This is a genomic window from Lysinibacillus sphaericus (genome assembly GCF_001629735.1).
GTDB lineage: Bacteria > Bacillota > Bacilli > Bacillales_A > Planococcaceae > Lysinibacillus > Lysinibacillus pinottii.
Genome location: NZ_CP015224.1, coordinates 3,925,829 through 3,950,988, shown reverse-complemented (window position 1 = coordinate 3,950,988; position 25,160 = coordinate 3,925,829). Strand labels below are relative to the sequence as shown.

Sequence of the window (25,160 nt, the reverse complement as noted above, 5' to 3'; positions counted from 1 at the left end):
TACTGAAGTACGCTCCTTTATTTACTCGATTGCTGCCTAGAACTGCTCGTGTCTGAAAACCTTATCATGTTATTAAGCCTATAAAAAAAACTTAAAAAAATAAATGTGTTTGTTACAATTTCAATGTCGTTTTATCCAGTTTTCAAAGAACAAGTTTTGAAGTATTTCATTCAGAAAGAATGAACCTTCAAAACTGAACGCAAAACGTAATCTTACAAACCCAAGGTTTGTATTCCGAAAATATCCTTAGAAAGGAGGTGATCCAGCCGCACCTTCCGATACGGCTACCTTGTTACGACTTCACCCCAATCATCTATCCCACCTTCGGCGGCTGGCTCCAAAAGGTTACCTCACCGACTTCGGGTGTTACAAACTCTCGTGGTGTGACGGGCGGTGTGTACAAGGCCCGGGAACGTATTCACCGCGGCATGCTGATCCGCGATTACTAGCGATTCCGGCTTCATGTAGGCGAGTTGCAGCCTACAATCCGAACTGAGAACGACTTTATCGGATTAGCTCCCTCTCGCGAGTTGGCAACCGTTTGTATCGTCCATTGTAGCACGTGTGTAGCCCAGGTCATAAGGGGCATGATGATTTGACGTCATCCCCACCTTCCTCCGGTTTGTCACCGGCAGTCACCTTAGAGTGCCCAACTAAATGATGGCAACTAAGATCAAGGGTTGCGCTCGTTGCGGGACTTAACCCAACATCTCACGACACGAGCTGACGACAACCATGCACCACCTGTCACCGTTGCCCCCGAAGGGGAAACCATATCTCTACAGTGGTCAACGGGATGTCAAGACCTGGTAAGGTTCTTCGCGTTGCTTCGAATTAAACCACATGCTCCACCGCTTGTGCGGGCCCCCGTCAATTCCTTTGAGTTTCAGTCTTGCGACCGTACTCCCCAGGCGGAGTGCTTAATGCGTTAGCTGCAGCACTAAGGGGCGGAAACCCCCTAACACTTAGCACTCATCGTTTACGGCGTGGACTACCAGGGTATCTAATCCTGTTTGCTCCCCACGCTTTCGCGCCTCAGTGTCAGTTACAGACCAGATAGTCGCCTTCGCCACTGGTGTTCCTCCAAATCTCTACGCATTTCACCGCTACACTTGGAATTCCACTATCCTCTTCTGCACTCAAGTCTCCCAGTTTCCAATGACCCTCCACGGTTGAGCCGTGGGCTTTCACATCAGACTTAAGAAACCACCTGCGCGCGCTTTACGCCCAATAATTCCGGACAACGCTTGCCACCTACGTATTACCGCGGCTGCTGGCACGTAGTTAGCCGTGGCTTTCTAATAAGGTACCGTCAAGGTACAGCCAGTTACTACTGTACTTGTTCTTCCCTTACAACAGAGTTTTACGAACCGAAATCCTTCTTCACTCACGCGGCGTTGCTCCATCAGGCTTTCGCCCATTGTGGAAGATTCCCTACTGCTGCCTCCCGTAGGAGTCTGGGCCGTGTCTCAGTCCCAGTGTGGCCGATCACCCTCTCAGGTCGGCTACGCATCGTCGCCTTGGTGAGCCGTTACCTCACCAACTAGCTAATGCGCCGCGGGCCCATCCTATAGCGACAGCCGAAACCGTCTTTCAATATTTCACCATGAGGTGAAACAGATTATTCGGTATTAGCCCCGGTTTCCCGGAGTTATCCCAAACTATAAGGTAGGTTGCCCACGTGTTACTCACCCGTCCGCCGCTAACGTCAAAGGAGCAAGCTCCTTCTCTGTTCGCTCGACTTGCATGTATTAGGCACGCCGCCAGCGTTCGTCCTGAGCCAGGATCAAACTCTCCATAAAAGAAATTTGATTAGCTCAAATTGTTTTGCTGGCATCATTTTGATGTCCAAAATTTTGTTTCGTTCACTAGCTAGGCTAGCTACTTAAAACTTTATTGATTACGTTTTGCTTGTTCAGTTTTCAAGGTTCATTTGGTTGCTAGTTTTTTAATAGCAACTCTTAAATTATAATGTACTCAGTCATCATTGTCAACAACTTTTTTCAAAAAGTTTTTTCGTTCACAAGAGACAACTTTTAAATCTTATCAAAATCACATTTCGATGTCAACAACTTTTTTCGTTTGTCGAATCTTTATGATGGTGTTGTTCTTACGTCGTTTTAACGACAAGTAATAATTTATCATGTTCGCAATTACTTCGCAAGTGTTTTTTTCATAGAAACCAATATTATTGAAAAAACATGCATTAGTAAGCTATTTTATACACTTATGAGAATGTAGATTTTATATCATTCTCTGTTCTAACTTAAATGATTTGTTTTACTATACATTGCTTTCTTTTAAAACTCAACTAATTAAAAACTAAAACATATAAATATAAGCAGGAGTTAAAAGCATCCGCTTCATTTTCTCCTGCTTACTCAACTAAAAAACCTCATCGTTTGTTATTCAAGCTTCGCGCTACTACTTTAAGCCATCATCTTGTGGATCAACTATATTTAAGCACCACAGGAAATTATCCCATGCGGAATACCAGCCACTAAAAATTTCAGAAGAATCATCCCAACGAACATCAAACTTCTTATGTCCGTCGACCTCTACTAAATATAAAGTAAGATTCTCATCTTTTTTGGCAACTACTAATTTCATTCCATGCTCAAGTTCTTCTTCTGTAAATGGAACATCCGATACAGAACGTAATTGAGCCTGTTCAAATACTTGTTTGTTAATAATTTTGTAATTCATTATATGCCCCCAATAAAAGTACTTCTTTTTTATCTACTGTCATTTATAAAACATAGAACTATAAAAGTATAACCTAAATATAATCCACGTTTAAACAACTTAATTTTTTTAATACAAAAAAGAGGAGAATTGCCTTATCCAGCAAATTCCCCTCTTCATTCATTTTATTCTTACTAGAAAAGATGCTTCGACTATTTTGTAATATGACGCATTGTCGGGAATAATAATACATCACGAATGGATGGTGAGTTTGTTAATAGCATGATTAATCGGTCAATACCGATACCTAGTCCACCAGTTGGAGGCATACCATATTCCAAAGCTTCAATGAAATCATTGTCCATTTCATGCGCCTCATCATTACCAGCGGCTTTCTCCGCTAATTGTGCTTCAAAGCGCTGACGTTGATCGATTGGGTCATTTAATTCTGTGAAGGCATTTGCATGCTCACGACGAACAATAAATAGCTCAAAGCGATCTGTGAAACGCTCGTCCTCTGGATTTTTCTTTGCAAGAGGCGAGATTTCCACAGGGTGTCCATATACAAATGTAGGTTGTACTAACGTTTCTTCTATTTTTTGCTCAAAGAATTCATTGATAATATGACCTACTTCATGAACATCTTTCACTTCTACTCCATGTTCTTTAGCAAGAGCCTGAGCTTGCTCTTTTGTCATCGGCTGCCAGAAGTCTACACCAGTTGCTTCTTTTACGGCATCAACCATGTGAACTCGTTTCCAGCCCACTGCTAGGTTAATTTCATCTTCACCATATTGAACTGTAGTCGTTCCAAGAACTTCCTGAGCAACGTGAGCTATCAGGTTTTCAGTGAGAGACATGATATCTTGATAGTCAGCATATGCTTCATAGAGCTCAATCATTGTAAATTCAGGGTTATGGCGTGTAGAAATCCCTTCGTTCCGGAATACACGACCGATCTCATAAACTTTTTCTAAACCACCTACAATTAGGCGTTTTAAGTGCAATTCGATTGCAATTCGCATATATAATTCCATATCAAGTGCATTATGATGAGTAATAAATGGACGAGCAGCCGCACCACCAGCAATTGTATGAAGCATTGGTGTTTCTACTTCTAAATATCCAGCGTTATCTAGATAGTTGCGGATAGCACGGATAATTTTAGAACGTGCTATAAATGTTAGTTTGCTGTCTTCATTCGTCATAAGATCTAAATAGCGTTGGCGATAACGTTGTTCAACATCCTGTAAACCATGGAATTTCTCTGGCATAGGACGTAGCGCCTTTGTTAGGAATGTGAATTCCTCTGCCTTTACTGAAAGCTCCCCAACCTGTGTACGGAATACATTTCCACGGATACCTACGATATCTCCCAAATCAGCTTGTTTAAATAATTCATACGCTTCTTCACCAACATGGTCTTGACGTACGTAGATTTGAATTTGGCCACCTAAATCCTGAATATGTGCAAAGCCAGCTTTTCCTTTACCGCGTTTTGTCATTATACGACCCGCAATAATAACCTCTTGCAGATTCTCTTCTAGCTGTTCTTTTGTTTGGTCTGCAAATTGCTCCTTTACTTCTGTTGACAAATGCGTACGCTCAAAACGGCTCCCAAATGGATCTTGTCCGTTCTCTAATATAGTCGTCATTTTTTGGCGTCTCACCAAAAGCTGGTCATTTAATTCTTCTATGTTTGACACTTGTTTCACTCCTTAAATAAATAGCGTTTACGTCCATAATATTTCTATTGTACACAATTTTAAAGCTGTAATCATCTGTTTCAGTTTATTTTCAACACAAGATTAGATAATTAATAATTCTAAAAATTAAAGGCCGTAAAATAAAAGCGTCTCTGTCAAAACTAGAGACGCCAACAATACCTTTATCTTAAATAATGAATTCTTTAGCTTCAGGAATGAAGAAATTGGACTCCGATTCTTCATACTCTCGTACAAGACCATTTAATAACGCGCGAAGCTCTGCTGCCGTTTCTGTTTGGTTAATAGCGTTCCGTGCTTTACCATTACCGCGAATCCCCTTCAAATACCATGAAGCATGCTTACGCATTTCACGAACTGCAATACCTTCTCCTTTTAATTGTAGAAGACGTTCAAAGTGAAGTAGACATACATCCATTTTTTCACGTACGCTCGGTTCTTCCTTTAATTCACCCGTTTCTAGGTATTGAACTGTACGATAAATCATCCATGGGTTACCCAAAGCAGCACGACCAATCATCACTGCATCTACACCTGTCGTTTCAAGCATACGTTTAGCATCCTGTGGTGTTTCTACATCACCGTTACCAAGAACAGGAATTTTCACGTTTTCCTTTACCTGACGAATGATATCCCAATTCGCCTTCCCTTCGTACATTTGTACACGGGTACGACCATGAACTGCTACCGCTGATGCTCCAGCACGCTCAACAGCCTGGGCATTTTCAATAGCGAAGATATGCTCGTCATCCCAACCAATTCGCATTTTTACGCTAATAGGTTTTTTCACTGCATCCACCACAGCCGCTACCATTTCATACACTTTATTGGGATCTAATAGTAACCGTGCTCCCGCTTCACATTTAATAATTTTATTAACAGGGCATCCCATATTGATATCAATAATATCAGCGGTTGTATTTTGATCTACATACTTAGCTGCCTCTACTAACGTTTCTTTATCTCCACCAAAAATTTGCAGTGACAGGGGATTTTCACGTTCATCGATATAAAGCATACCTAATGTTTTTTCGTTTTTTTGAACAATGCCCTTATCACTAATCATTTCAGCATATACGAGCCCTGCTCCAAATTCCTTTACGGTTAAGCGGAAAGCAGAATTACAAATTCCAGCCATTGGAGCTAATACAACACGGTTGTCCATGACAATATCGCCAATTCGAAAGGGCTTCTCTGTTGTTTGACTCAACGTTGTCTTCCTCCTATATAGGCATGTACCTATTTATCCTTAATTAAAAATTTTATATAAAGCGCCTACCTAATTCACTGTAAGAGGTTCGTTAGTTGGCTTCCACAAGCTGATACCTTCACTCTCACAGTCCATCTGTTGCAATAAATGATGTGCTTGTTGTAGCTGACCTCCGAATGGCGTTGGAGTAATCTCTACTAATGGCACTAAGACGAAAGCTCGCTCATACATTCTTGGGTGAGGAACAATTAGGTTCTCTGTTTCAATATTTTCGTGATTGTAAAGTAAAATGTCAAGGTCGATAATTCGTGGACCCCAACGAAATTCTCGCACACGTCCTAGTTCCTGTTCAATTGATTGGCAAATCTTCAGCATTTCAGTAGATGATGCATCGGTTTTGAGATGAACAGCAATATTCAAAAAATCTGCCTGATCTGTATAGCCTACTGCTGCCGTTTCATAAACCGACGAAACACGAACAACCTCAATGTTCACCTTCTCTCTTAAGAGAGCAATAGCCTTTTGAAGGTTTTCATATCTCTCACCCATATTTGTACCTATTGATAGATAGACATCTTTCATTAAAAATCACCTCTCGTTACTTCAACAGACACTTCTTTGTAATAGCCATGAATTGGTGGGTCTGGCTTGATCAGTTCTACACGGACACCTTTTACTTTTTCGGGGTAGGTTGTTAAGATCACGTTTGCTATTTTTACAACAAGTGCCTCAATAAGCTTAAAAGGTTCTCCTTCAACAATATCACGGCACACTGCATAGACCTCTGCATAATTTACTGTATAGGCTAGGTCATCCGTTTCTCCAGCCATGGTCATATCTACAGCCAGCGAAACATTTGCTCGAAAACGTTGACCAAGAGTTGTTTCTGCCGCTAATACGCCATGGTAACCATAAAACTGCATATCCTTTAAATGAATGTAATCCATTATGCCTCCTCCTTATACAGTCGCTTTCCTACTAACACATCCGCCATATGTGCTGCACGTGCCATTTCCTTTACATCATGAACACGTATCATATGACAGCCCTTTTCAATTCCATAAACTACCGTTGCTCCCGTGCCTTCAAGACGTTCATCCACAGGTAGCTTCAGCACATTACCAATCATAGATTTACGTGATGTTGCTAAAAGTACAGGGTAGCCCATCTCCACTAAATCCTCTAAGTGTTGCATCATGGCTATATTATGCTCAGTATTTTTGGCAAAGCCAATGCCAGGATCTAGGATAATATGATGATCAGGAACCCCTGCTTGATGTGCGATAACAATACTTTTTTCTATGTCTGCCTTTGCCGATGCCCAAAAATCAACACCATAATCCAAATTTTCACGATTGTGCATTAAAATTATTGGCACATGTAAATCAGCAGCAACCTGTGCAATTTCCGGTTCAGCTTTTGCTCCCCAAATATCATTTATCATATGTGCTCCTGCCTCAATGGCCGCTCGCGCTACATTTGCTTTATACGTATCCACCGAAATAATGGCATCTACTTCTTTCAGCAATGCTTGTATAACAGGTACAATACGTGCAATTTCTTTTTCATCTGAAATACGCTCGTAACCTGGACGTGTAGACTCTCCGCCTACATCAATTATTTTAGCCCCATCAGCCACCATTTTTTTTGCTTGAGCTACCGCAGCTTCGACACTGTTGAACTTTCCTCCATCAGAGAAGGAATCTGGTGTAACATTTAGAATACCCATTACAAAGGTTTCTTTCGTAAAATCTAATGGAATACCATTAATCGTTAATGGTTTCATATATTTTTCTAGCATAAAAACGCTCCTTCTATCGTTGCTCCACTTCTTGAGCAAATGCATCATGCAAACGCATATAAACAGGTCCTCTATTACCTAATAATTGCTGGTTCTCTACGTTAATGATTGGTACAAGCTCCTGCACAGAATTGGTAATAAAGCATTCCGTACTTTGTTGTAAATCTTCCTTCCTATAAAAGCCTTCGCTTACCTCAATACCCAGGGCATTGGCTTTCTTAATAACCCAAGCTCGAACAATGCCAGGTAGTATACCTGTTTCCAAGGAAGGCGTATATAGTATATCATTTTTTACCCAAAAAACATTTGAGGTCACACCTTCAGCAACGTAGCCTGCTTCCGTTAAAAAGAAGCCTTCTTGTTCCGCCAATGATGGTAGCTCAAAACGCCCCAGCACATTGTTGCCAAAGTGATGTGATTTAACTCGCAGCCCTTGTTCAGGTGAATTACGTGGTGTAGTAAGCCATTGAGCAGTCTTTTCAGTTCCACGAGGTGTATCCTGTAATTCCTTACGAAAGAGAATGACGTTGGGTGTTGTGTATTCTGTTGGCTGTAAACCAATATTATGTTCACCTGCTGAAACATTAAGGCGGAAATAGCCATCCTGACCGCGGGCTTGTTGATTTAATTGTTGCACAACCTCCAGTAATACACTTTCAGGATAGGTAAGATGAATGCGATATTGCGATAGAGCCTGCTGTAACCTTTCCATATGTGCGTCCCATCCAAATACTTGTCCTTTATATGTTCGGAATGTTTCAAAGAAGCCCAAACCATATAAAAAACCGTGGTCAAAGGGGGAAATCCGCAGATCCTTTTCTGCCATATAGCTTCCGTTTATCCAGCACCGCATCTATTTCACTCCTTCTACGTACATTTCTATAAATTGACGCAGGAGTTTTTTTCCTTGCTCAGTCATAATAGATTCTGGGTGATATTGTACGCCCTCTATTGGATAATCCTTGTGACGAAGTCCCATAATTTCTCCCTCTTCTGTCCAAGCGGTTACTTCTAGGCACGTCGGTAGCGTCTCTTTTTCGACAATAAGAGAATGATAGCGAGTAGCTTGAAATGGGTTTGGCATAGCTTTATGTAAACCAACTTCAGCATGTAATACAGGGGATGTCTTCCCATGCATAAGGCGCTCAGCTCGGATTACCTGGCCGCCAAACACTTGTGCAATAGCCTGATGTCCAAGACATACTCCTAAAATCGGAATATTTCCCGCGAAATATCGGATAATGTTCAGACTTTCACCAGCCTCATTTGGGCTACACGGCCCCGGTGAAATAACTATCATATCAGGTGCAAGTTGTTCGATGTCCTCTATTGTTAATACATCATTTCGTTTTACTATTATTTCATGTCCAAATTCCCCCAAATATTGTACGATATTATAAATAAATGAATCATAGTTATCAATCATTAAAATCATTTTGCTCGCTCCTCCGCCATTGCCTTAGCCTGCCACATTGCCTTCGCCTTATTTAAAGATTCCTGATATTCTCTTGCTGGAACAGAATCAATGACAATACCAGCCCCTGCCTGAATATGGGCAACCCCATCTTTTATAAATGCTGTACGGATTACAATATTAAACTCCATATCTCCGGTATAGCCGAGCCAACCAATAGAACCAGTGTATAGACCACGTCGCACAGGCTCTAACTCTTCGATAATCTCCATTGTACGTATCTTTGGTGCACCAGTAATAGTACCTCCTGGGAACATTGCACGGATAACATCAGCATTTGTTTTACCTTCTGCTATTTCTCCCCTAACATTCGATACAATGTGCATGACATGCGAATAGCGTTCAATGACCATAAATTCATCCACTTCTACTGTTCCATAGGTTGATACTCGTCCTAAATCATTACGCTCTAAATCTACTAACATCACGTGTTCTGCGCGTTCTTTATCATTGTCAATTAATTCTTGAGCTAATGCTAAATCTTCCGCTTCAGATTTCCCTCTTGGTCGAGTTCCTGCAATTGGTCTCGTCGATAACTCTTTACCCTGGCGTTTGACTAAAAGCTCGGGTGATCCAGAAACAACTGCAAAATCTGGAGCTTCCATATAAGCCATATAAGGTGACGGATTAAAGGCTCGTAATGCCTCATATACATCCATCGCTGTCGCACTTAGATTTTTGGATTGACGAACTGATAAATTAACCTGAAAAACATCACCTTCCGCGATATAGGTTTGTATTTTCTTCACCGCCGCCTCAAATTCAGTCCCTGCGAATGACACAAGCAATTCACTCTCGTCATTGTCTACTTCTATAGCATTTGTTTTTTCAAATTTGCGCGTAGCTAATCCATCTTGGGCTGCAACTTGCCAATTAGTAGCCCACTCATCTAGGTCAACAACACAATCTTCTAGCTTCATTAACGTGACCGTATTGCTTTTCACATCGTGTACTGCCCAGCAATCAAACAAATAAAAGAAAATATCGGGTATATGCAAATCATCTATAGCTGTATTGGGAAGCACTTCTATATTGCGCGCATAATCATATGTCACAAATCCAATTGCCCCCCCCTGAAAGATTGGAAGCTCCACATTATAAGAAACTTGATAATCCGCCACGAGCTCTTCTAGTAACGCAAGAGATTCACCTGGTAAAACTTCACTTCTACCGTTTCTCCAATTTACTAAAAGTCCGTTCTCTACTGCTTGTGCAGTTGCTAATGGATTCCAAGCTGCTATTGTAAAATGACCACCCCGTCCACTTTCTAAAAAGACATGCGAATGTTGTGTCTCTGTTTGCTTTTTATAACTATAAAAAAATGAATCTGCATCCATCTCTACTGTTTTCGTCAGAATTGTCTTCAAGTTAGTTTTCCCCTTTTAAATCATATGATGTGATTCCATCTTAACTTGAATATTACTTAGAAGCGAATATTTTTATAAGGCTCTATGAAATTCTAAGCGCACTAAAAAAGACCCCCTCATCATGTAGGAGTCTTTTTGTATTAACTTATATTAGTCTTCAAATTGATAGAGAGGTGTTGATAGGTAACGTTCACCATTAGAAGGCACAATAGCAAGCACATTCGAACCCTTACCTAAACGTTTTGCAGCTTCAATGGCAGCATAGATTGCAGCGCCAGATGAAATACCACATAAGATACCTTCTTCACGCGCTACTTTACGAGCTACCTCAAAAGCTACCTCGTTTTCAACAGGGAATACAGAAGAATAGATATCTGTATCTAAAACTGTCGGCACAAATCCTGCTCCAATCCCTTGAATTTTATGTGGACCTGGTTGACCACCCGAAAGAACAGGTGAATCTTTTGGTTCTACAGCGATAATTTCAATAGTTGGATACTTTTCTTTTAATACGGAACCAGCACCTGTAATAGTACCACCTGTACCAACCCCAGCTACAAATGCATCTAGCGTTAAGCCATCAAATGCTTCAACAATTTCAGGACCTGTAGTTAGACGGTGAATAACAGCATTCGCTGGATTTGTGAATTGTTGTGGCAGGAAATAGCCATGCTCTGCAGATAATTCTTCCGCTTTAGCAATCGCGCCTTTCATCCCTGCTGGTCCAGGAGTTAAGACAAGCTCCGCACCATAAGCACGAAGTAGGTTTCGACGCTCTAGACTCATTGTTTCTGGCATTACTAAAATTGCTTTATAGCCTTTAGCAGCAGCTATCATCGCAAGACCAATACCTGTGTTGCCAGACGTCGGCTCGATAATCGTACCACCAGGCTGTAACGTTCCATCTTTTTCTGCCGCTTCAATCATTGCTAAAGCTAAACGGTCTTTCACTGAGCTTCCCGGATTAAAATACTCTAATTTTACATAAACAGTACCTTCATTTTCACTTGTTGCATGATTTAATTTAACGATTGGTGTTTTACCAACTAATTCAGCTATTGAGTTTGCTAATCTACTCATTTAATAATCCACTCCCAATCCCTACTATTTTTATAGGTTTTACTTATTTTGTATTTTATCAATTTTTCCATTCGATTGTCAATAAATAAAACTTGTATTTTCAGAATATTTATCTACCGTCAGTGGATAGAATATTTTACAGTCAATCAAACATCGCACAAAGATAAAAAGAATCTACAACATTTGTCGGGTAAGTCCATTCTGATGACTTCAAATGTCTGCAAGTTGTTTCAGACTCATGCTACCCGCAAACAACTTGCAGATTCCTCTATTTATTATTTTTCTTTTTTAGATTCTCCATAATACCACGTAGCATTAAATTCAGACCAAAACGCTTCTGGTGTAACAGATTGTGGCAACTGCTCTAAAGCCAATTCACGCTCGATATGTTCTTTCACATCGTCATATGTAAAGGATTGTCCCTCTAAAATCTCTTGCACCTGAACAATGCCATAATGACCATTATCTAACTTAAAGGCTTTACTTACCTCATTAACCTTTGTAGACTTCACAGCATTAATAATGGCAGGGTCCACGTTTTCCTGATTTTCCGTCAGGAAACCAACATCTCCCCCTAGGCTTGCGGAAGCACTGTCTAAGGAAATCTCGCGGGCTAGCACTGAAAAATCAGAGCCATTTTTTAACTCACCCAACGCCTCATCAGCAGCTTTCTTGGCGTCAACCTCGATAAAATTGGTACGATAGCTTGTTTTTGTATTGTAAAGTCCCTGATTTTCCTCATAGTACTTTTCAATACTCTCTTCATTTATCACTACATCTTTCGTGAGTACCTTATCTAAAATAAGTTGTGAACGAATTTTTTGGCGAAGTTGCTCCGCAGTAAGGTTTTGCATCGCTGTATCAAATTTATCTTGAGCAGAGCGCATTAAGGCTAACTCGAGATCAATTTCTTGATCAGTAACTTTTATTTTATATGTCTTTGCAGCCTTTTCCATTACAGTTTCATTGACTAAACTTTGTAGGGTTTCTTTGCCATATCGTTCTTCCATAGCAATCATCCACTCTTGTCGCGTGATAACATCCCCGTCAATGGCAGCGACTTGTTCGTCGCTACCAATCTCCTGACCTTTATTTGGGATGACCCATCCAATGAACCATAAAATATTACCTAATAACAATACGGCAATGACAGCCAAAGCTGGTTTGGTTTTTAAACGGCGCTGTAATAAAGGGGTTTGGTTTGTTGTTGCAGTGGCAGAAGGTCGTCTATTACGATTTGAGCTCATCAATAAACCCTTCTAACTCTTCTTTTGAAAAATGATAGGTCTCTAAGCAGAAATGACATTGTGCATCAGCACTGCCATCCTCTTCAATCATTTCTTTAATTTCTGCTATTCCTAGACCTAAAATTGCTGCACCAAACCGTTCTTTTGAACATTGACATTTAAATTCAACTGGCATGGAATCTAAAATTTGTAGATGTCCATTGCCTAATACAGCTTCTAAAATTTGCTCCGGTGTAAAGCCTTTTTCAATCATTTTCGAAACCGGCTCTATTGTAGCAAGATGCTGTTCGATTTCATTAATTGTTTCTTCTTCACAACCTGGCATTAATTGTAGAATAAATCCCCCTGCTGCAAGAATAGTGTTGTCCGGATTAACCAATACACCCAAACCAACTGATGAAGGTACTTGCTCAGAAGTAGCGAAATAATAAGTAAAATCTTCAGCTATTTCACCTGAAACAATGGGCGTTTGACCCGAAAACATATCTCGTAAACCAAGGTCCTTAACGATTGTTAGAGCTCCTTCAGTTCCAACACCTGCTCGAACATCCAGCTTACCCTGCTCGTTTAAATCGAAATGAACATGAGGATTCGTGACAAATCCACGTACTTCTCCATGTGCATTACTATCGATTACCATTGGACCAATCGGACCATTACCCTCAATCTTAATAGTGATCTTCTCTTCACCTTTTAACATAGCACCCATCATGACAGCCGCCGTCATTGAGCGTCCTAGAGCCGCTGATACTACTGGCCATGTATCGTGACGACGTTGCGCTTCTGCAACCGTTGCTGTTGTACGAGCAGCAAACACACGAACCTGTCCATTAAATCCTAAACCTCTAACTAAATAGTCCTTCATAAATGAAATGTCCCTCATTTCTTATTGGTTACGTTTATATAGTTTATATAAACCCTTTAGCGTTAAAAACGGATCCACAACATCAATAATTTGCGTTTCCCCTGCAATTAGATTTGCTAATCCACCTGTAGCAATTACTAATGGTTCCTCTTTACTTTGTCCCTTCATCCGATTAACAATGCCCTCAACTTGTCCTACGAAGCCATAAAAAATTCCGGCCTGCATGGCGGAAACGGTTGTTTTTCCTACAATATGTGCAGGTCTTACTATTTCAATACGAGGCAATCTAGCAGCCTGCGTATAAAGTGCCTCTGTAGAAATGGTAATACCTGGGGCAATAGCACCACCCATGTAATCGCCTTTTTCGTTTAAATAGCAGTAGGTTGTTGCTGTACCAAAATCAACTATAATACAAGGTGCTTTATATAAGTCTAAAGCTGCTATCGCGTTGACAATACGGTCAGAACCAACCTCGCGAGGATTTTCGTATTTAATATTCAAACCTGTTTTGACACCAGGACCCACTACTAGAGGTTTTTTTCGAAAATACTTTTGACACATTGCCTCTAATGAATACATAATCGGTGGCACAACTGAAGATATAATAATGCCCGTTACTTGTTCAAATGAAATACCTGCATGATTAAAAAACGAAAGAACTTGCATAGCATATTCATCTTCTGTTTTATAAAGGTCTGTCACCATACGCCAATGGAAGGCTAATTGTTCTTTGTCATCATACACACCTAACACAATATTAGAATTCCCTGCATCTAGAACTAAAATCAAGGTTGACACCCCCATATCATCATTGTAACTTTCGTCAACCTACTGTTACAACTTACATTATCCATCTAACTTGAAGTTAAAACACTTTAGAAAATGATACCATACTTTTTATCCGAGGAAATAGTATTCCAGCCTTCTTTAAAAAAGAGCATCCTTAGTTAGGACGCTCCTTAAAAAATTATTTGAAATTAAATTTTTCCGGATCTGGACCACAGCGTAATCCGTCATTTAAAGCATCCAATTGAGTCATTTCATCATCTGTTAATGCAAAGTCAAAAATATCAAGGTTTTCAATCATACGAGTTTCTGTCATCGTTTTCGGGATGGTTACAACGTTATGCTGTACATCGTAGCGTAATACGATTTGAGCAGGCGTTTTACCATACTTAGATGCTAACTCTTGAATCAATGCTTCCTCCAATAATGCGCCGTTCATTAAAGGAGACCAAGCCTCTACTTGGATACCCTTGTCTGTACAATAAGCACGCACTTCCTCTTGTGTTAAATGAGGATGGAATTCAATTTGATTAATAACAGGGACAACTGTAGCTTCTTTCAAAAGATATTCTAAATGATGTACATGGAAATTACTAACACCAATTGAACGCACACGGCCATCTTGATATATTTTTTCGAGTGCCTTATAGACATCCAAATAATTTGTGTCAATGCCTGGCCAATGCACTAAGTAAAGATCCAAATAGTCTAACCCTATCTTCTCTAAACTGCTATCATAAGCAGCAAGTGTTTCATCATAGGAAAGTCCATCGTTCCAAACTTTAGATGTTATAAATAATTCTTCACGAGTTACCAAACCTTCTTCAATGGCTGCTCTTATACCCCGTCCAACACTTTCTTCATTACGATATACTTGTGCCGTATCAATGCTTCGATAACCTTTCGCAATAGCCGTTTTTACTGCTTCAGCTAAATCCTCACCTTCCGGAACACGAAATACACCGTAACCAACCAAAGGCATTTTAAGTCCATTATTCAATGTTACAGTTCCCATGCGAAAACACTCCTATCGATTTTTATTTACAAATACATCTTGTCTACATCATAAGTGCAGAGTCACATGTAGCTATCTTTCACTAATATCCTAATGCTTCTTCATAATAAAAGGCAAAGAAAAAGGCTGTTTACTCATTTTACAGTAAACAGCCTTTTCAATTTATTCACGTTTTTCGTCGATACCCTTAGGTGTATCATTAGATTCCTTGCCTTCTTTTGCAAGGTCTAAAGTTGTTGGATTTGGGTCTTTACTTAAAAGCTCTTTTTCAACAACTGGTTCACCAATCGTATCTAACGTTGGCTTCGCTTCCACTTTCGGAGTGTTATTCCCCTCAACGATAGCCTCTGGTTCTGGTAAAACACCATGATCACGCAAATGCTCGATTTCCTGCGCATTTAATGTTTCTTTCTCCATTAATGTGTTAGCGATTAAATCAAGTAACTCACGTTTCTCTGTCAGAATACGTTTTGTACGCTCATATTGCGTATCGATAATTTTTTGCATTTCTTTATCAATTTCATAAGCTATTGAATCAGAGTAATTTTGGTCAGAATTAAAGTCGCGGCCAAGGAATACATTTCCACCCTGACTTGAACCGAATTGCATTGCACCAAGATTTTCACTCATTCCATATTCAGTAACCATTGCACGAGCGATACTTGTAACCTTTTGGAAATCGTTATGTGCCCCCGTAGAGACTTCACCAAGAACGATTTCTTCAGCTACGCGACCACCAAGCAGTCCTGCAATACGGTCTAAAAGCTCTTGTCTTGTTGTAAAGAAACGTTCTTCCTTCGGTAACATAATGGCATATCCACCCGCTTGACCGCGTGGAACAATTGTTACTTTGTGAACTGTATCTGCTTCATCAAGCTCTAGACCCACAACTACGTGACCAGCTTCATGGAAGGATACAAGTTTTTTCTCTTTGGCTGAATATACTCGGCTCGCTTTAGCTGGACCAGCGATTACACGGTCAGAAGCTTCATCGATATCTGCCATATTAATGGTACGTTTACTTTTACGAGCTGCTACAAGTGCGGCCTCGTTAAGTAAGTTTTCTAAATCTGCACCTGAGAAACCTGGCGTACGTTGTGCAACTGCTGCTAAATCAACTGTATCTGCTAAAGGCTTATTTCGTGCATGTACCTTGAGAATCGCCTCACGTCCTTTTACATCAGGATGTCCTACTGTAATTTGACGGTCAAAACGACCTGGACGTAATAACGCTTTATCTAAAATATCTGGTCTGTTTGTCGCAGCGATGATAATAATACCCTCGTTTGCTCCGAAACCATCCATTTCAACTAACAACTGGTTCAGTGTTTGTTCACGCTCGTCATGACCCCCGCCTAGACCAGCGCCACGTTGACGACCTACTGCATCAATTTCATCTATAAAGATGATACATGGTGCATTTTTCTTTGCATTTTCGAATAGGTCTCGGACACGTGATGCACCGACACCGACAAACATTTCTACGAAGTCAGAACCTGAAATAGAGAAGAAAGGAACGCCTGCTTCGCCCGCCACCGCACGTGCAAGTAATGTTTTACCTGTACCTGGAGGACCTACAAGTAAGATACCTTTTGGAATACGCGCACCAATTTCTGTGAATTTTCGATGGTCTTTTAAGAAGTCTACAACTTCTACAAGCTCCGCTTTCTCTTCATCAGCACCTGCTACATCTGTAAAACGAACCTTTTTCTTTTGGTCATCATAAAGTTTAGCTTTACTTTTACCAAAGCTCATCACTTTATTACCGCCACCTTGAGATTGGCTCATTAGGAAGAAGAACAAGAAAATGATGATAATGAAAGGAATAATCCCTGTAAAGAATTGAATCCATCCGCTCGTTTCTGGCGCCGCTAAATATTTAATATTACTATTTTTTTCCTTAGCAGCCTCATCAATGCGATCCATTAATGATTGGTTATCGCGAGGGATATTCACTGTAAAGCTTTGACCCTTTTCATAACCTTTCAATGTACCTTCAACGACGTAAACTGATTTATCAGGTTGAATTGTAGCACTTGTTATTTCTTTCTTATCTAGAGCTTGTTGGAACTCATGATAAGTTAACTCTTTCGTTGGTGACTTACCACCATTGAAAGTACCAAAAATACCGATAATCACTAGGAAAATCAGTAGATAGAATATGGTATATCGAAATATTCGATTCATCTCCAGCCTCCTCATTACAAACAGAAAAATTATAAGTAAAATCTTAACATATCATGATTTCATCATACAACGAAAAGCCCTACTTAAAAAATGTTTCGTTCATTTTTTGCTATTATCAAAACAGTTTTTAGGCCATCTTAATACATCCCAGCGTAATTGTACCTGTTCCATAGGCTCGAAATAGCTGAACATTGTGTCAAGATTTCGAATTATGTTAACCATAACGAAAAACATATGACTGCGCTGGAGGCCATAACTTTTAAAGCTGGTGGTTTTCTATCTTAAAATGAATACACTTCAGGTTTCAAGATACCAATATAAGGTAAATTACGATATTTTTCAGCGTAATCTAAACCATATCCAACCACAAAGCCGTCCGGAACTTCAAAACCAACATAATCTGCCGATAGGTTCACTTTTCGACCTGATGGTTTATCAAGTAAAGTAACAATTTTAATTGATTTTGCTTTACGATATTTAAATAAATCTACTAGATAGCTTAACGTTAAACCGCTATCGATGATGTCTTCGATAATTAATACGTCACGCCCTTCAACACTCGTATTTAAATCCTTTAAAATTTTTACTTCTCCAGATGACACGGTAGCATTACCGTAGCTAGAAACATCCATAAAATCTAGCTCAATGAAAGAATCGAAACGTTTCATGAGGTCTGTCATAAATGGCATTGCTCCTTTAAGTACACCAACAGCTAATGGGAAAGCATCTTTGTATTCCTCTGTTAATTGTGCACCTAGATCTGCAATTCTTTCTTGCAATTGTTCTTCTGTAATCATAACTTTTTCGATGTCATTTTGTAACATATCGATTCCTCCTCGTGATGTATCAACAAATCTTCAACCAATTACGGTGAAATATTTTACAAAGACCTTAGTCTACGATGAGCACTGTATCATCGTTTGGTTGCGGAGTGGTTGAAAAAAACATTCCCATACGCACACCAATTACCGCTACCACCTCATCAGACTGAGAAATCAGTAACGGCCAGCTATTCCGCTCATTTAAAGGAATCTTTTCATCTATAAAAAGGCGAGATAAGCGTTTTGGCTGATCCATTCCTTTTAACAGCATTCTGTCTCCATCCTTGCGTGCTCGAATATAGAGCGGAAGGTGGAGTTTGCTAGCGTTAAAATAAAAAAGTTGTGCAGTATCCGTTATCAATTCGGACGATAAATCGTGCAACTTGACTACGCATAAGCGTTCACCATTCATCAGTGTTGTCCACCCATTAGCAGCCGAAATAATTATTTTTTCAGAAGAAGCATGGTCCTCTGTTGAACTATTCTTCCGAATTATTAATTTTCCGTAACGGCGAACTGCAAGGAAATCTTCAGGCAAGTGAATTTCAGCATACCCTGCTGTCGTATCACAAAGCTTTAAAATTGAAGTCAATAAAGCATAACTTTGTATCGTATTTGAATCTTTGTAAAGATAGTTTAATAGTATTAAAATGAGCCTCCTTTGTAAAGCAAGTGGTACCAATTGAAAAGCCTCAATTTCCATGCTATATGTATTTTCGTTACTTCTTGTAATGGTTTTGGAAAATACATCTTGGGCTAATGTCATTAAAAAGGCATTGTCTTCTTGCAATTGCGATGTAAAATGAGTCACCTGCTCGGTCACTCTCGGGTTTTCTGCTTCAAGTAAAGGCACCACATGATGTCTAAAACGATTTCGTACATAAGTATCTTTTGAATTACTGGCATCCTCTCGATAATTTAAACCTTTTCTAAGTAAATATTCCCCTATTTCAGTCTTTGTAACCGTTAAAAACGGACGAATTAATGTTTTTCCTTCAAAATTTCGTTGAGGGCGTATGCCTTGCATGCTATTCATTGTTGCATTTTTTGTCAGGGCCATTAATACTGACTCCAGTTGGTCATCCGCATGATGTGCAGTTACAAGCTTATTAGCATTCGTTTCGTACAAGACTTCTTTAAAATATCGATACCTTTCTCTACGGCATATTAGCTGTATATTGCCATTCTCCTTTGCAAGTATTGTTGGTATGGAGATCGCTGTGGCATGTAAATAAACGCCATTATCATCACAATACTTTTGTACAAATGCTCTATCTTCCGCAGAAGCTTCTCCTCTCAGCATATGGTCAACATGTACTGCTTCCACCCGAATGTTCCAGTGCTCTTTTGTTTGAACAAAATAATGGAGTAAAGCCATAGAATCTACTCCCCCCGAAACGGCGATGAGAAGATGGTCGCCTTGCTGTAATAATTGCTCTTTTTCAATAAATGTCTTAATCTTTAATTCAAATGACAAACGCTTCTCCTCCCCTTTTCGATAACATAAAAGATGATTAACTCACAGAATATTGAGCTGGTCTAAATACAGCCCATGTAGGTACAACATGTGTCACCTCTAACATGAGTACTGTACAATCATCTTCTATTTCAAAATAATCTTGGAATGACTGCATAATCGTTGTTAGTTTTTCTTGAATAGTATTATTTGTACTGGCTACCTGCTGTGCATAGGCTAAAAATGTCTCTTCTTGTTCATCCCAGTCAGCAACACTAGAAAACAGGCCATCTGAATGCATTAAAATGACATCACCAGCTTTTAGCTTTCTTTTTTCAGCCTCAACTGCAGAAATAGATAAAAAACCTACAGGTGCTGCATTGCTTTCAACCTTTATGATTTCCTTCCCTCGTAAAATATAGGTCGACATTCCCCCAGCCTTCCACGACCATAAATCACCATGCTGTAAATCAACTAGTGCAAAATCAAGGGTTGCATACATATCATCCTGTTGCTTTAACGACATGACATAATGCAACGTATGCATTGCGGTTTCAGGATTCATATTGTAATTAAGGCACTCTCGCATTAAATGTATTAATTTTCTACTTTCATGTTGCGCTTCTTTACTTTGCCCCATACCATCAGATAACAAAATGGCAAAAAGTCCTGGATGCAACTGAAAAAGCGCGTGTGAATCCCCAGAATACAAGGTCGCATCTTTAGACATGCTATATATATCATACTCTACTTCAAAGCTAATAGCTGATCTAAAGCATATTTGAATATGTCGAAAAGGTATTTCACAAGCCACCACTTTTTCAATTTCAAATGGTTCATTAAAAATTTCGTAAAGAATCGGCAAAATCATCCGTTCAGCTAATGTCGTATCTTTTTCCCAATCGACCCGCGCTGGCGCCAAAGCACAAACTATCTTTCTAGCTCCTGGCTTATTGTTAAGTACATCAAGCTGAAAGCATTCAATATGGGCATCCTTTAAGCGTTCAATAATATCCTTTTCAACACTTACAAAAGAGACCGTATCCTCCTTCATTTCAGCAATTAACTGGTTTAAATGATTACTCATATCACGAAGCTGTAGTGCAATCATTTTTTTCCCATGAAAGTACTGCCCGTTAATGCGTTCTCTGTATAATTCAGTATCTAACTCCTCAAAAATCTTTGTCGATTTCACGCATTTATAGCGCATTTGTTCTTCTACACGATGAATGGCTGATTCCTTGCCTACTCCCTTCATATGAAACCAGTCTGTCATCAGCTTGTCCATCCCATTATTTTGTGCTCCCCAGCAATGATCATAGCGGAAACAGCTTAAACATGTATTCATCGGGGATACTTCCTTCGCTTCCTCAACGGGTGCGGTCATAAAACGCTCAAATACCAGCTCCTTCATAAATTGCACGAAATGCTGAAAATGTTCTAATTTATATGTGACATGTTCAGTTAACCAATTTTGTCTTGCGATTAAAACCTCCTCCCGTTGTGGGAAGAGCTTGTCCCGCACCTTATCTGAATATTTTCTTGGAATGGTTAGGAAAAGAACGCTTCCAATGGCAATGGAAGTGAAATACACACTATCTAATGGCAATGTCGCATCATAAAATAAAAAAAACACACTAGGTAAGATACTCCCAATGGCAACACCGAATCTACCACCTTTAGCCCCCATACCTGCACATAGTCCTGTTAAGGTGGCAACAGATAGCATGCCGGTAAAGGAAAGCTTAGCAACACCAATGAGGGTTCCTAATACCGCTCCGATTACCGTTGCCAGCGGCACACTTCCAACTAATGCCCCAAAACAAATAAAAAGCTGCAATAAAAATATAGGAAGCGAAAAATAGCTAAACACAACTGCTTGCATCCCTGTAAGCATGGCAGCAAACACTACTAACCCTGACCCTAGCTTTTCGTAGGTCCAATGGCTTGTAAACCATTCATACGAGTTGACGAAAAGCACTTGCATAAATAGAGTCATAATTAAAGCTAGTGCCGCTTCACAGCCTACATAAAATTGTACAAGCACTGGTGGTAAGCCTTGATACATCGCCCCTTGCCACATAAATTGCACTAATAGAACCGCTAAAGAGACGGCAATACTTTGAGGTAGTCGCCAGTAACGGAAACGCATAATACATTCATACATGATAATTTGTAATGCTAAAATAACGACCTGTCCAAAGCCTAGGAAAAAACAGCCCGCCAAACTTCCAAATAAAACAAATTTGGCATACTCCCTGTACTTTGTTCGAATAATTGCCCAAAAAGGAACTGAGAATGGTACTGCCGCTTCAAATACAACGGATTGAGCCAAAAAAAAGGATGTTAAAAAAAATAGGGAGCCTATGAAGATTTGCTTCTTTTTGATCCCTAACTTTCGGTCGTCTACATCTGCTGTATTATACCAATCAATACTTGTCATTTAATTATCCCCTTTCCCGCACTTTTGGCTATTATAAAGAATTATGCACGGAAAGATTGTCTGACGTTGGCATAAAAAAATATAAACATTTCGACGAATACGTATACATAAATACGTAAATTGGCAACAATTACCTTTATAATTGTCGGTCAATTTGAACCTACGTGAAGTTATCTGTCCCTGACAATACAACAGATTTCATCGACCTTTTAAATAAAACCTTCTTAAATAGGCGTGCTATCTACTTTCTCCCAATGACGGCGATACAATTCTACTTAAGAACAAAAAATCCGCTAAAACAGCTATATATAGCTGACTCTGTCTTATATTGTTTAACCAATTTTATTGCAAATTATATTTTTTGATATTTTTTTATTAATTTTCTTGACACTAGCGCCAATGGCTTGTATTATTTAACTTGTTGCTTAAACGACATGCGGAAGTAGTTCAGTGGTAGAACACCACCTTGCCAAGGTGGGGGTCGCGAGTTCGAACCTCGTCTTCCGCTCCATCAAAAATTGGCGGCCTAGCTCAGCTGGCTAGAGCGTACGGTTCATACCCGTAAGGTCGGGGGTTCGATCCCCTCGGCCGCCACCATAATAGGCCCCTTGGTCAAGTGGTTAAGACACCGCCCTTTCACGGCGGTAACACGGGTTCGAATCCCGTAGGGGTCATCTCAAATAGGCGTCTCAGAATGATATTCTGAGACGCCTATTTTTTACTCTATAATGTCGATGTGTCCAAGGTTTAACTATGTGACTAAGTATAAAATATGGCATACTACATATAAGATTGTATTTTTAGGAGGTTTATTTTCCTTGAGCGCATTAACTAAAGCTGCTTTAATTTGTGGAAGTGGCTCAATGATTATTCTTATTTCAATACTTATTAATTTACCATTTGTTATTCAAATAATGTTACTACTTTGCGGGCTCGCTGTGAGTGTATACGGAGTCTTTTTGCTTGTTAAAATGGTTGTTCATCCAGCAGAAAAAGTTTCCATTGCTCCTGCCGATGAAAAAGTAGTTACACCTATCAAAAAGAAAAAAGGACCTTCCTCAACTTTATAGGTCAATCCACTAAAAAGGGATTAGCTTCTTATCAAAGCTAATCCCAACTCTATATCATACACTTTTTCTACGATTAAAACAGTCAGCAAACTACCCTCTTCTAGCTCCGCGACCTCCGCGTTTTGACTCTGTAGCACGTTTAAGTGTTGCTAGACGTTCATCACTATCTTTTAAGAAGCGTGCCATTTTTTGCTCAAAATTTTCTTTTGGCTGGTGGCGGTCGTTACGATCGTTAGAGCGATTATCGCGACGTGGACGTGCTGGACGCTCTGGACGCTCTGGTCTCTCAGCTTGAGGCTTTGCTTTACGGATTGAAAGACCAATCTTTCCGTCCGCTTCAACATTCATCACTTTTACTTCAACTTCATCTCCAACTTTTAGATGCTCATTGATATCTTTTACATAATTGTCAGCAACTTCACTAATGTGAACTAAGCCTGTTTTGCCATCTGGCAGCTCAACGAATGCTCCAAAATTTGTGATTCCTGTTACTTTACCTTGTACCTTGCTGCCTACTTCAATTGACATAAAAAAAATGCTCCTCCTTAAAAATTAAGCGACTCTTTTGAGCCATGTAATCAATTTAATTAAACTTTTTACTGCAATAAGCTTCTCTTTTCATTATATATAACTAAAAAAGTGTGTCAACAATACATAGCTTTTCAGTCGTCTTTTTTATCTTCCTTATCTGGAATTATAAAAATAATCTCACCTTTTTCAGACAAGTAATACTCTTTTCTTAATAGTTTTGCGATATATTCATCATCCTGTAATTGTTTGATTTTTAGATTTAAAGAATCCTGTTCCTCTTTCAATTCAGAGAGATGCTGTTTCGCTTCTTCCTTTGATTTCTCTTTTATTGCTAATGTTTCGTGTTGGTTGGATAGCACATTTAAGAGAAGGGCGATAATAATGACTGGTACAATCGCAAAAAAGACGATACGACGCAATTTACGTTTTCGTGCCTGCTGCTTGCGATTTATAGCTTTATCCGTGTTACGGACATAGTCATTATCAAGCTTTGTAAAGTTCTGTTGTTCATCATTTGATGAATGACGTCTTGTCATGCCCGCACCTCCGAAAATTATTGTTGCTTTTTATTATACTTCAAATATCGTAACTTTTTTAAAAAAGTGTAGGACAAATACGAATAAATTTTGACAAAAGGTCTTATAACAATCATCACTATATTTAATAAAAATTGCAAAATATGTCGAATAACAGAGACGATGAAGCGCACAATGAACCAAAAGGGTCTCCATGTAATATTCACCAAAACTCTAGCTATGAAACGTAAAATAGTTTGAAAAAATGATTGATACAAAAAAATTCCGGCTATTTGCGCTAGCGGGTCGTATGCCCGCCATGCGCCGTCTTTTAGCCAAAATAATAAATAATATGTCAGCCCTCCAAGTAGAATCCATGTCAGTAATTCAAAAACCATCATCCACTTTCGAAGGCTTGACCTTTTTGGAGTTGAGAAAACAATAAGCCTTACGCTATCAATAATGAAACCAACTGCTATACCGCTCACAACCATGACAATTAATTGAAAGAATTGTTCACTAACAATCATCCAAATAATTTATGAAGGAAACCCTTCGAGAAGCCACTTTCCTCCTCGTCGTACTGTAAAGTTTTTACAGTTCCTTCAAGTGTCAATAATCCTTTGTCAACATCTAAATGAACGATATGCAGTTCCTCTCCACGGATTAACAAATGCCCTTGGGACGTCTTAATGAAAAACTCTTCCTGATCAAAGCGTTCAATTGATTTTACAGAAGTCATGTCCATTCTTTTACGATTACGAATCGTTAAAATATGCTCTCCAGATGGAATTGTGTAACGATTACTTTCTTGATGTAGCGTCATTTTTTTCCTCCTTTAGTCGTCCTAGCTTCTGTTCACTTTATGCGGACAACCATCAAA

The 25,160-nt window shown here is 39.5% G+C and carries 23 protein-coding genes, 3 tRNA genes and 1 rRNA gene; 4 read left to right on the top strand and 23 right to left on the bottom strand.

Translation table 11 applies throughout. The features are described 5' to 3' along the window. Positions 1 to 250: 250 nt before the first annotated feature. The 19 genes from A2J09_RS19435 to A2J09_RS19345 form a co-directional block, all read right to left on the bottom strand. Positions 251 to 1,802, bottom strand: a 16S ribosomal RNA gene (locus A2J09_RS19435). A gap of 622 nt (positions 1,803 to 2,424) precedes the next feature. Beyond that, positions 2,425 to 2,706, bottom strand: coding sequence for a hypothetical protein (locus tag A2J09_RS19430; protein ID WP_012291910.1), 282 nt, complete (start codon positions 2,704 to 2,706; stop codon positions 2,425 to 2,427). 191 nt (positions 2,707 to 2,897) lie between these two features. After that, positions 2,898 to 4,400, bottom strand: a complete 1,503-nt coding sequence (gene lysS / locus A2J09_RS19425; protein ID WP_012291909.1) for a lysine--tRNA ligase — start codon at positions 4,398 to 4,400, stop codon at positions 2,898 to 2,900. A 178-nt stretch (positions 4,401 to 4,578) separates the two neighbouring features. After that, on the bottom strand, positions 4,579 to 5,619 hold the full coding sequence (gene dusB / locus A2J09_RS19420; RefSeq protein ID WP_012291908.1) for a tRNA dihydrouridine synthase DusB: 1,041 nt from the start codon (positions 5,617 to 5,619) through the stop codon (positions 4,579 to 4,581). Positions 5,620 to 5,688: 69 nt separating this feature from the next. Then, entirely contained in the window at positions 5,689 to 6,201 is a 513-nt protein-coding gene (folK, locus tag A2J09_RS19415; protein ID WP_012291907.1) for a 2-amino-4-hydroxy-6-hydroxymethyldihydropteridine diphosphokinase, read from the bottom strand. Beyond that, entirely contained in the window at positions 6,201 to 6,566 is a 366-nt protein-coding gene (folB, locus tag A2J09_RS19410; RefSeq protein ID WP_012291906.1) for a dihydroneopterin aldolase, read from the bottom strand. Before folB ends, folK begins: the two co-directional genes overlap by 1 nt. Further along, positions 6,566 to 7,420: a dihydropteroate synthase gene (folP, locus tag A2J09_RS19405; protein ID WP_012291905.1), complete on the bottom strand. Its 855-nt coding sequence runs from the start codon at positions 7,418 to 7,420 to the stop codon at positions 6,566 to 6,568. Before folP ends, folB begins: the two co-directional genes overlap by 1 nt. Before the next feature lie 13 nt (positions 7,421 to 7,433). After that, positions 7,434 to 8,273: an aminodeoxychorismate lyase gene (pabC, locus tag A2J09_RS19400; protein WP_036160360.1), complete on the bottom strand. Its 840-nt coding sequence runs from the start codon at positions 8,271 to 8,273 to the stop codon at positions 7,434 to 7,436. Beyond that, positions 8,274 to 8,855: an aminodeoxychorismate/anthranilate synthase component II gene (gene pabA, locus A2J09_RS19395; protein ID WP_012291903.1), complete on the bottom strand. Its 582-nt coding sequence runs from the start codon at positions 8,853 to 8,855 to the stop codon at positions 8,274 to 8,276. After that, the gene (locus tag A2J09_RS19390; RefSeq protein ID WP_036160358.1) at positions 8,852 to 10,261 is read right to left on the bottom strand and encodes an anthranilate synthase component I family protein; all 1,410 of its coding nucleotides are present in this window, start codon (positions 10,259 to 10,261) and stop codon (positions 8,852 to 8,854) included. Before A2J09_RS19390 ends, pabA begins: the two co-directional genes overlap by 4 nt. Before the next feature lie 150 nt (positions 10,262 to 10,411). Continuing rightward, complete coding sequence (gene cysK / locus A2J09_RS19385) at positions 10,412 to 11,341, bottom strand: cysteine synthase A (protein ID WP_012291901.1); 930 nt, start codon at positions 11,339 to 11,341, stop codon at positions 10,412 to 10,414. A 275-nt stretch (positions 11,342 to 11,616) separates the two neighbouring features. Continuing rightward, a complete protein-coding gene (locus A2J09_RS19380) occupies positions 11,617 to 12,588 on the bottom strand; it encodes a peptidyl-prolyl cis-trans isomerase (protein ID WP_012291900.1) in 972 nt (323 codons plus the stop codon). Next, positions 12,572 to 13,453 carry an Hsp33 family molecular chaperone HslO gene (hslO, locus tag A2J09_RS19375; protein ID WP_031416131.1) on the bottom strand — a complete coding sequence of 294 codons (882 nt, stop codon included), beginning with the start codon at positions 13,451 to 13,453 and terminating at the stop codon, positions 12,572 to 12,574. The genes A2J09_RS19380 and hslO overlap by 17 nt, the downstream gene beginning before the upstream one ends. Positions 13,454 to 13,474: 21 nt before the next feature. Beyond that, complete coding sequence (locus tag A2J09_RS19370) at positions 13,475 to 14,242, bottom strand: type III pantothenate kinase (protein WP_036160356.1); 768 nt, start codon at positions 14,240 to 14,242, stop codon at positions 13,475 to 13,477. Between the two features lie 178 nt (positions 14,243 to 14,420). Then, the gene (locus A2J09_RS19365) at positions 14,421 to 15,254 is read right to left on the bottom strand and encodes an aldo/keto reductase (RefSeq protein WP_012291897.1); all 834 of its coding nucleotides are present in this window, start codon (positions 15,252 to 15,254) and stop codon (positions 14,421 to 14,423) included. Positions 15,255 to 15,416: 162 nt separating this feature from the next. Beyond that, positions 15,417 to 17,441 (bottom strand): ATP-dependent zinc metalloprotease FtsH, encoded by a 2,025-nt coding sequence (gene ftsH, locus A2J09_RS19360; RefSeq protein WP_036160354.1) that lies wholly within the window; start codon positions 17,439 to 17,441, stop codon positions 15,417 to 15,419. 281 nt (positions 17,442 to 17,722) lie between these two features. After that, complete coding sequence (hpt, locus tag A2J09_RS19355) at positions 17,723 to 18,265, bottom strand: hypoxanthine phosphoribosyltransferase (RefSeq protein ID WP_012291895.1); 543 nt, start codon at positions 18,263 to 18,265, stop codon at positions 17,723 to 17,725. Between the two features lie 67 nt (positions 18,266 to 18,332). After that, entirely contained in the window at positions 18,333 to 19,739 is a 1,407-nt protein-coding gene (tilS, locus tag A2J09_RS19350) for a tRNA lysidine(34) synthetase TilS (protein WP_012291894.1), read from the bottom strand. A gap of 37 nt (positions 19,740 to 19,776) precedes the next feature. Continuing rightward, positions 19,777 to 22,161, bottom strand: coding sequence for a SpoIIE family protein phosphatase (locus A2J09_RS19345; RefSeq protein ID WP_012291893.1), 2,385 nt, complete (start codon positions 22,159 to 22,161; stop codon positions 19,777 to 19,779). A 436-nt stretch (positions 22,162 to 22,597) separates the two neighbouring features. Between A2J09_RS19345 and A2J09_RS19340 the strand changes: the two genes are divergently transcribed. The 4 genes from A2J09_RS19340 (at position 22,598) to A2J09_RS19325 (ending at position 23,231) form a co-directional block, all read left to right on the top strand. Continuing rightward, positions 22,598 to 22,672, top strand: a tRNA-Gly gene (locus A2J09_RS19340). Between the two features lie 9 nt (positions 22,673 to 22,681). Beyond that, positions 22,682 to 22,758: transfer RNA gene (locus A2J09_RS19335), tRNA-Met, on the top strand. Between the two features lie 5 nt (positions 22,759 to 22,763). Beyond that, positions 22,764 to 22,835, top strand: a tRNA-Glu gene (locus A2J09_RS19330). A gap of 144 nt (positions 22,836 to 22,979) precedes the next feature. After that, a complete protein-coding gene (locus tag A2J09_RS19325) occupies positions 22,980 to 23,231 on the top strand; it encodes a hypothetical protein (RefSeq protein ID WP_012291892.1) in 252 nt (83 codons plus the stop codon). A gap of 90 nt (positions 23,232 to 23,321) precedes the next feature. On the opposite strand, the gene A2J09_RS19320 is transcribed toward A2J09_RS19325, so the two are convergent. The 4 genes from A2J09_RS19320 to yabP form a co-directional block, all read right to left on the bottom strand. Continuing rightward, positions 23,322 to 23,759 (bottom strand): S1 domain-containing RNA-binding protein, encoded by a 438-nt coding sequence (locus A2J09_RS19320; protein WP_008180281.1) that lies wholly within the window; start codon positions 23,757 to 23,759, stop codon positions 23,322 to 23,324. A gap of 134 nt (positions 23,760 to 23,893) precedes the next feature. Beyond that, positions 23,894 to 24,298 carry an FtsB family cell division protein gene (locus A2J09_RS19315; protein WP_012291890.1) on the bottom strand — a complete coding sequence of 135 codons (405 nt, stop codon included), beginning with the start codon at positions 24,296 to 24,298 and terminating at the stop codon, positions 23,894 to 23,896. Positions 24,299 to 24,315: 17 nt separating this feature from the next. Beyond that, entirely contained in the window at positions 24,316 to 24,807 is a 492-nt protein-coding gene (yabQ, locus tag A2J09_RS19310; protein ID WP_012291889.1) for a spore cortex biosynthesis protein YabQ, read from the bottom strand. Then, complete coding sequence (gene yabP / locus A2J09_RS19305) at positions 24,804 to 25,103, bottom strand: sporulation protein YabP (RefSeq protein WP_004229167.1); 300 nt, start codon at positions 25,101 to 25,103, stop codon at positions 24,804 to 24,806. Before yabP ends, yabQ begins: the two co-directional genes overlap by 4 nt. Positions 25,104 to 25,160: the final 57 nt, after the last annotated feature.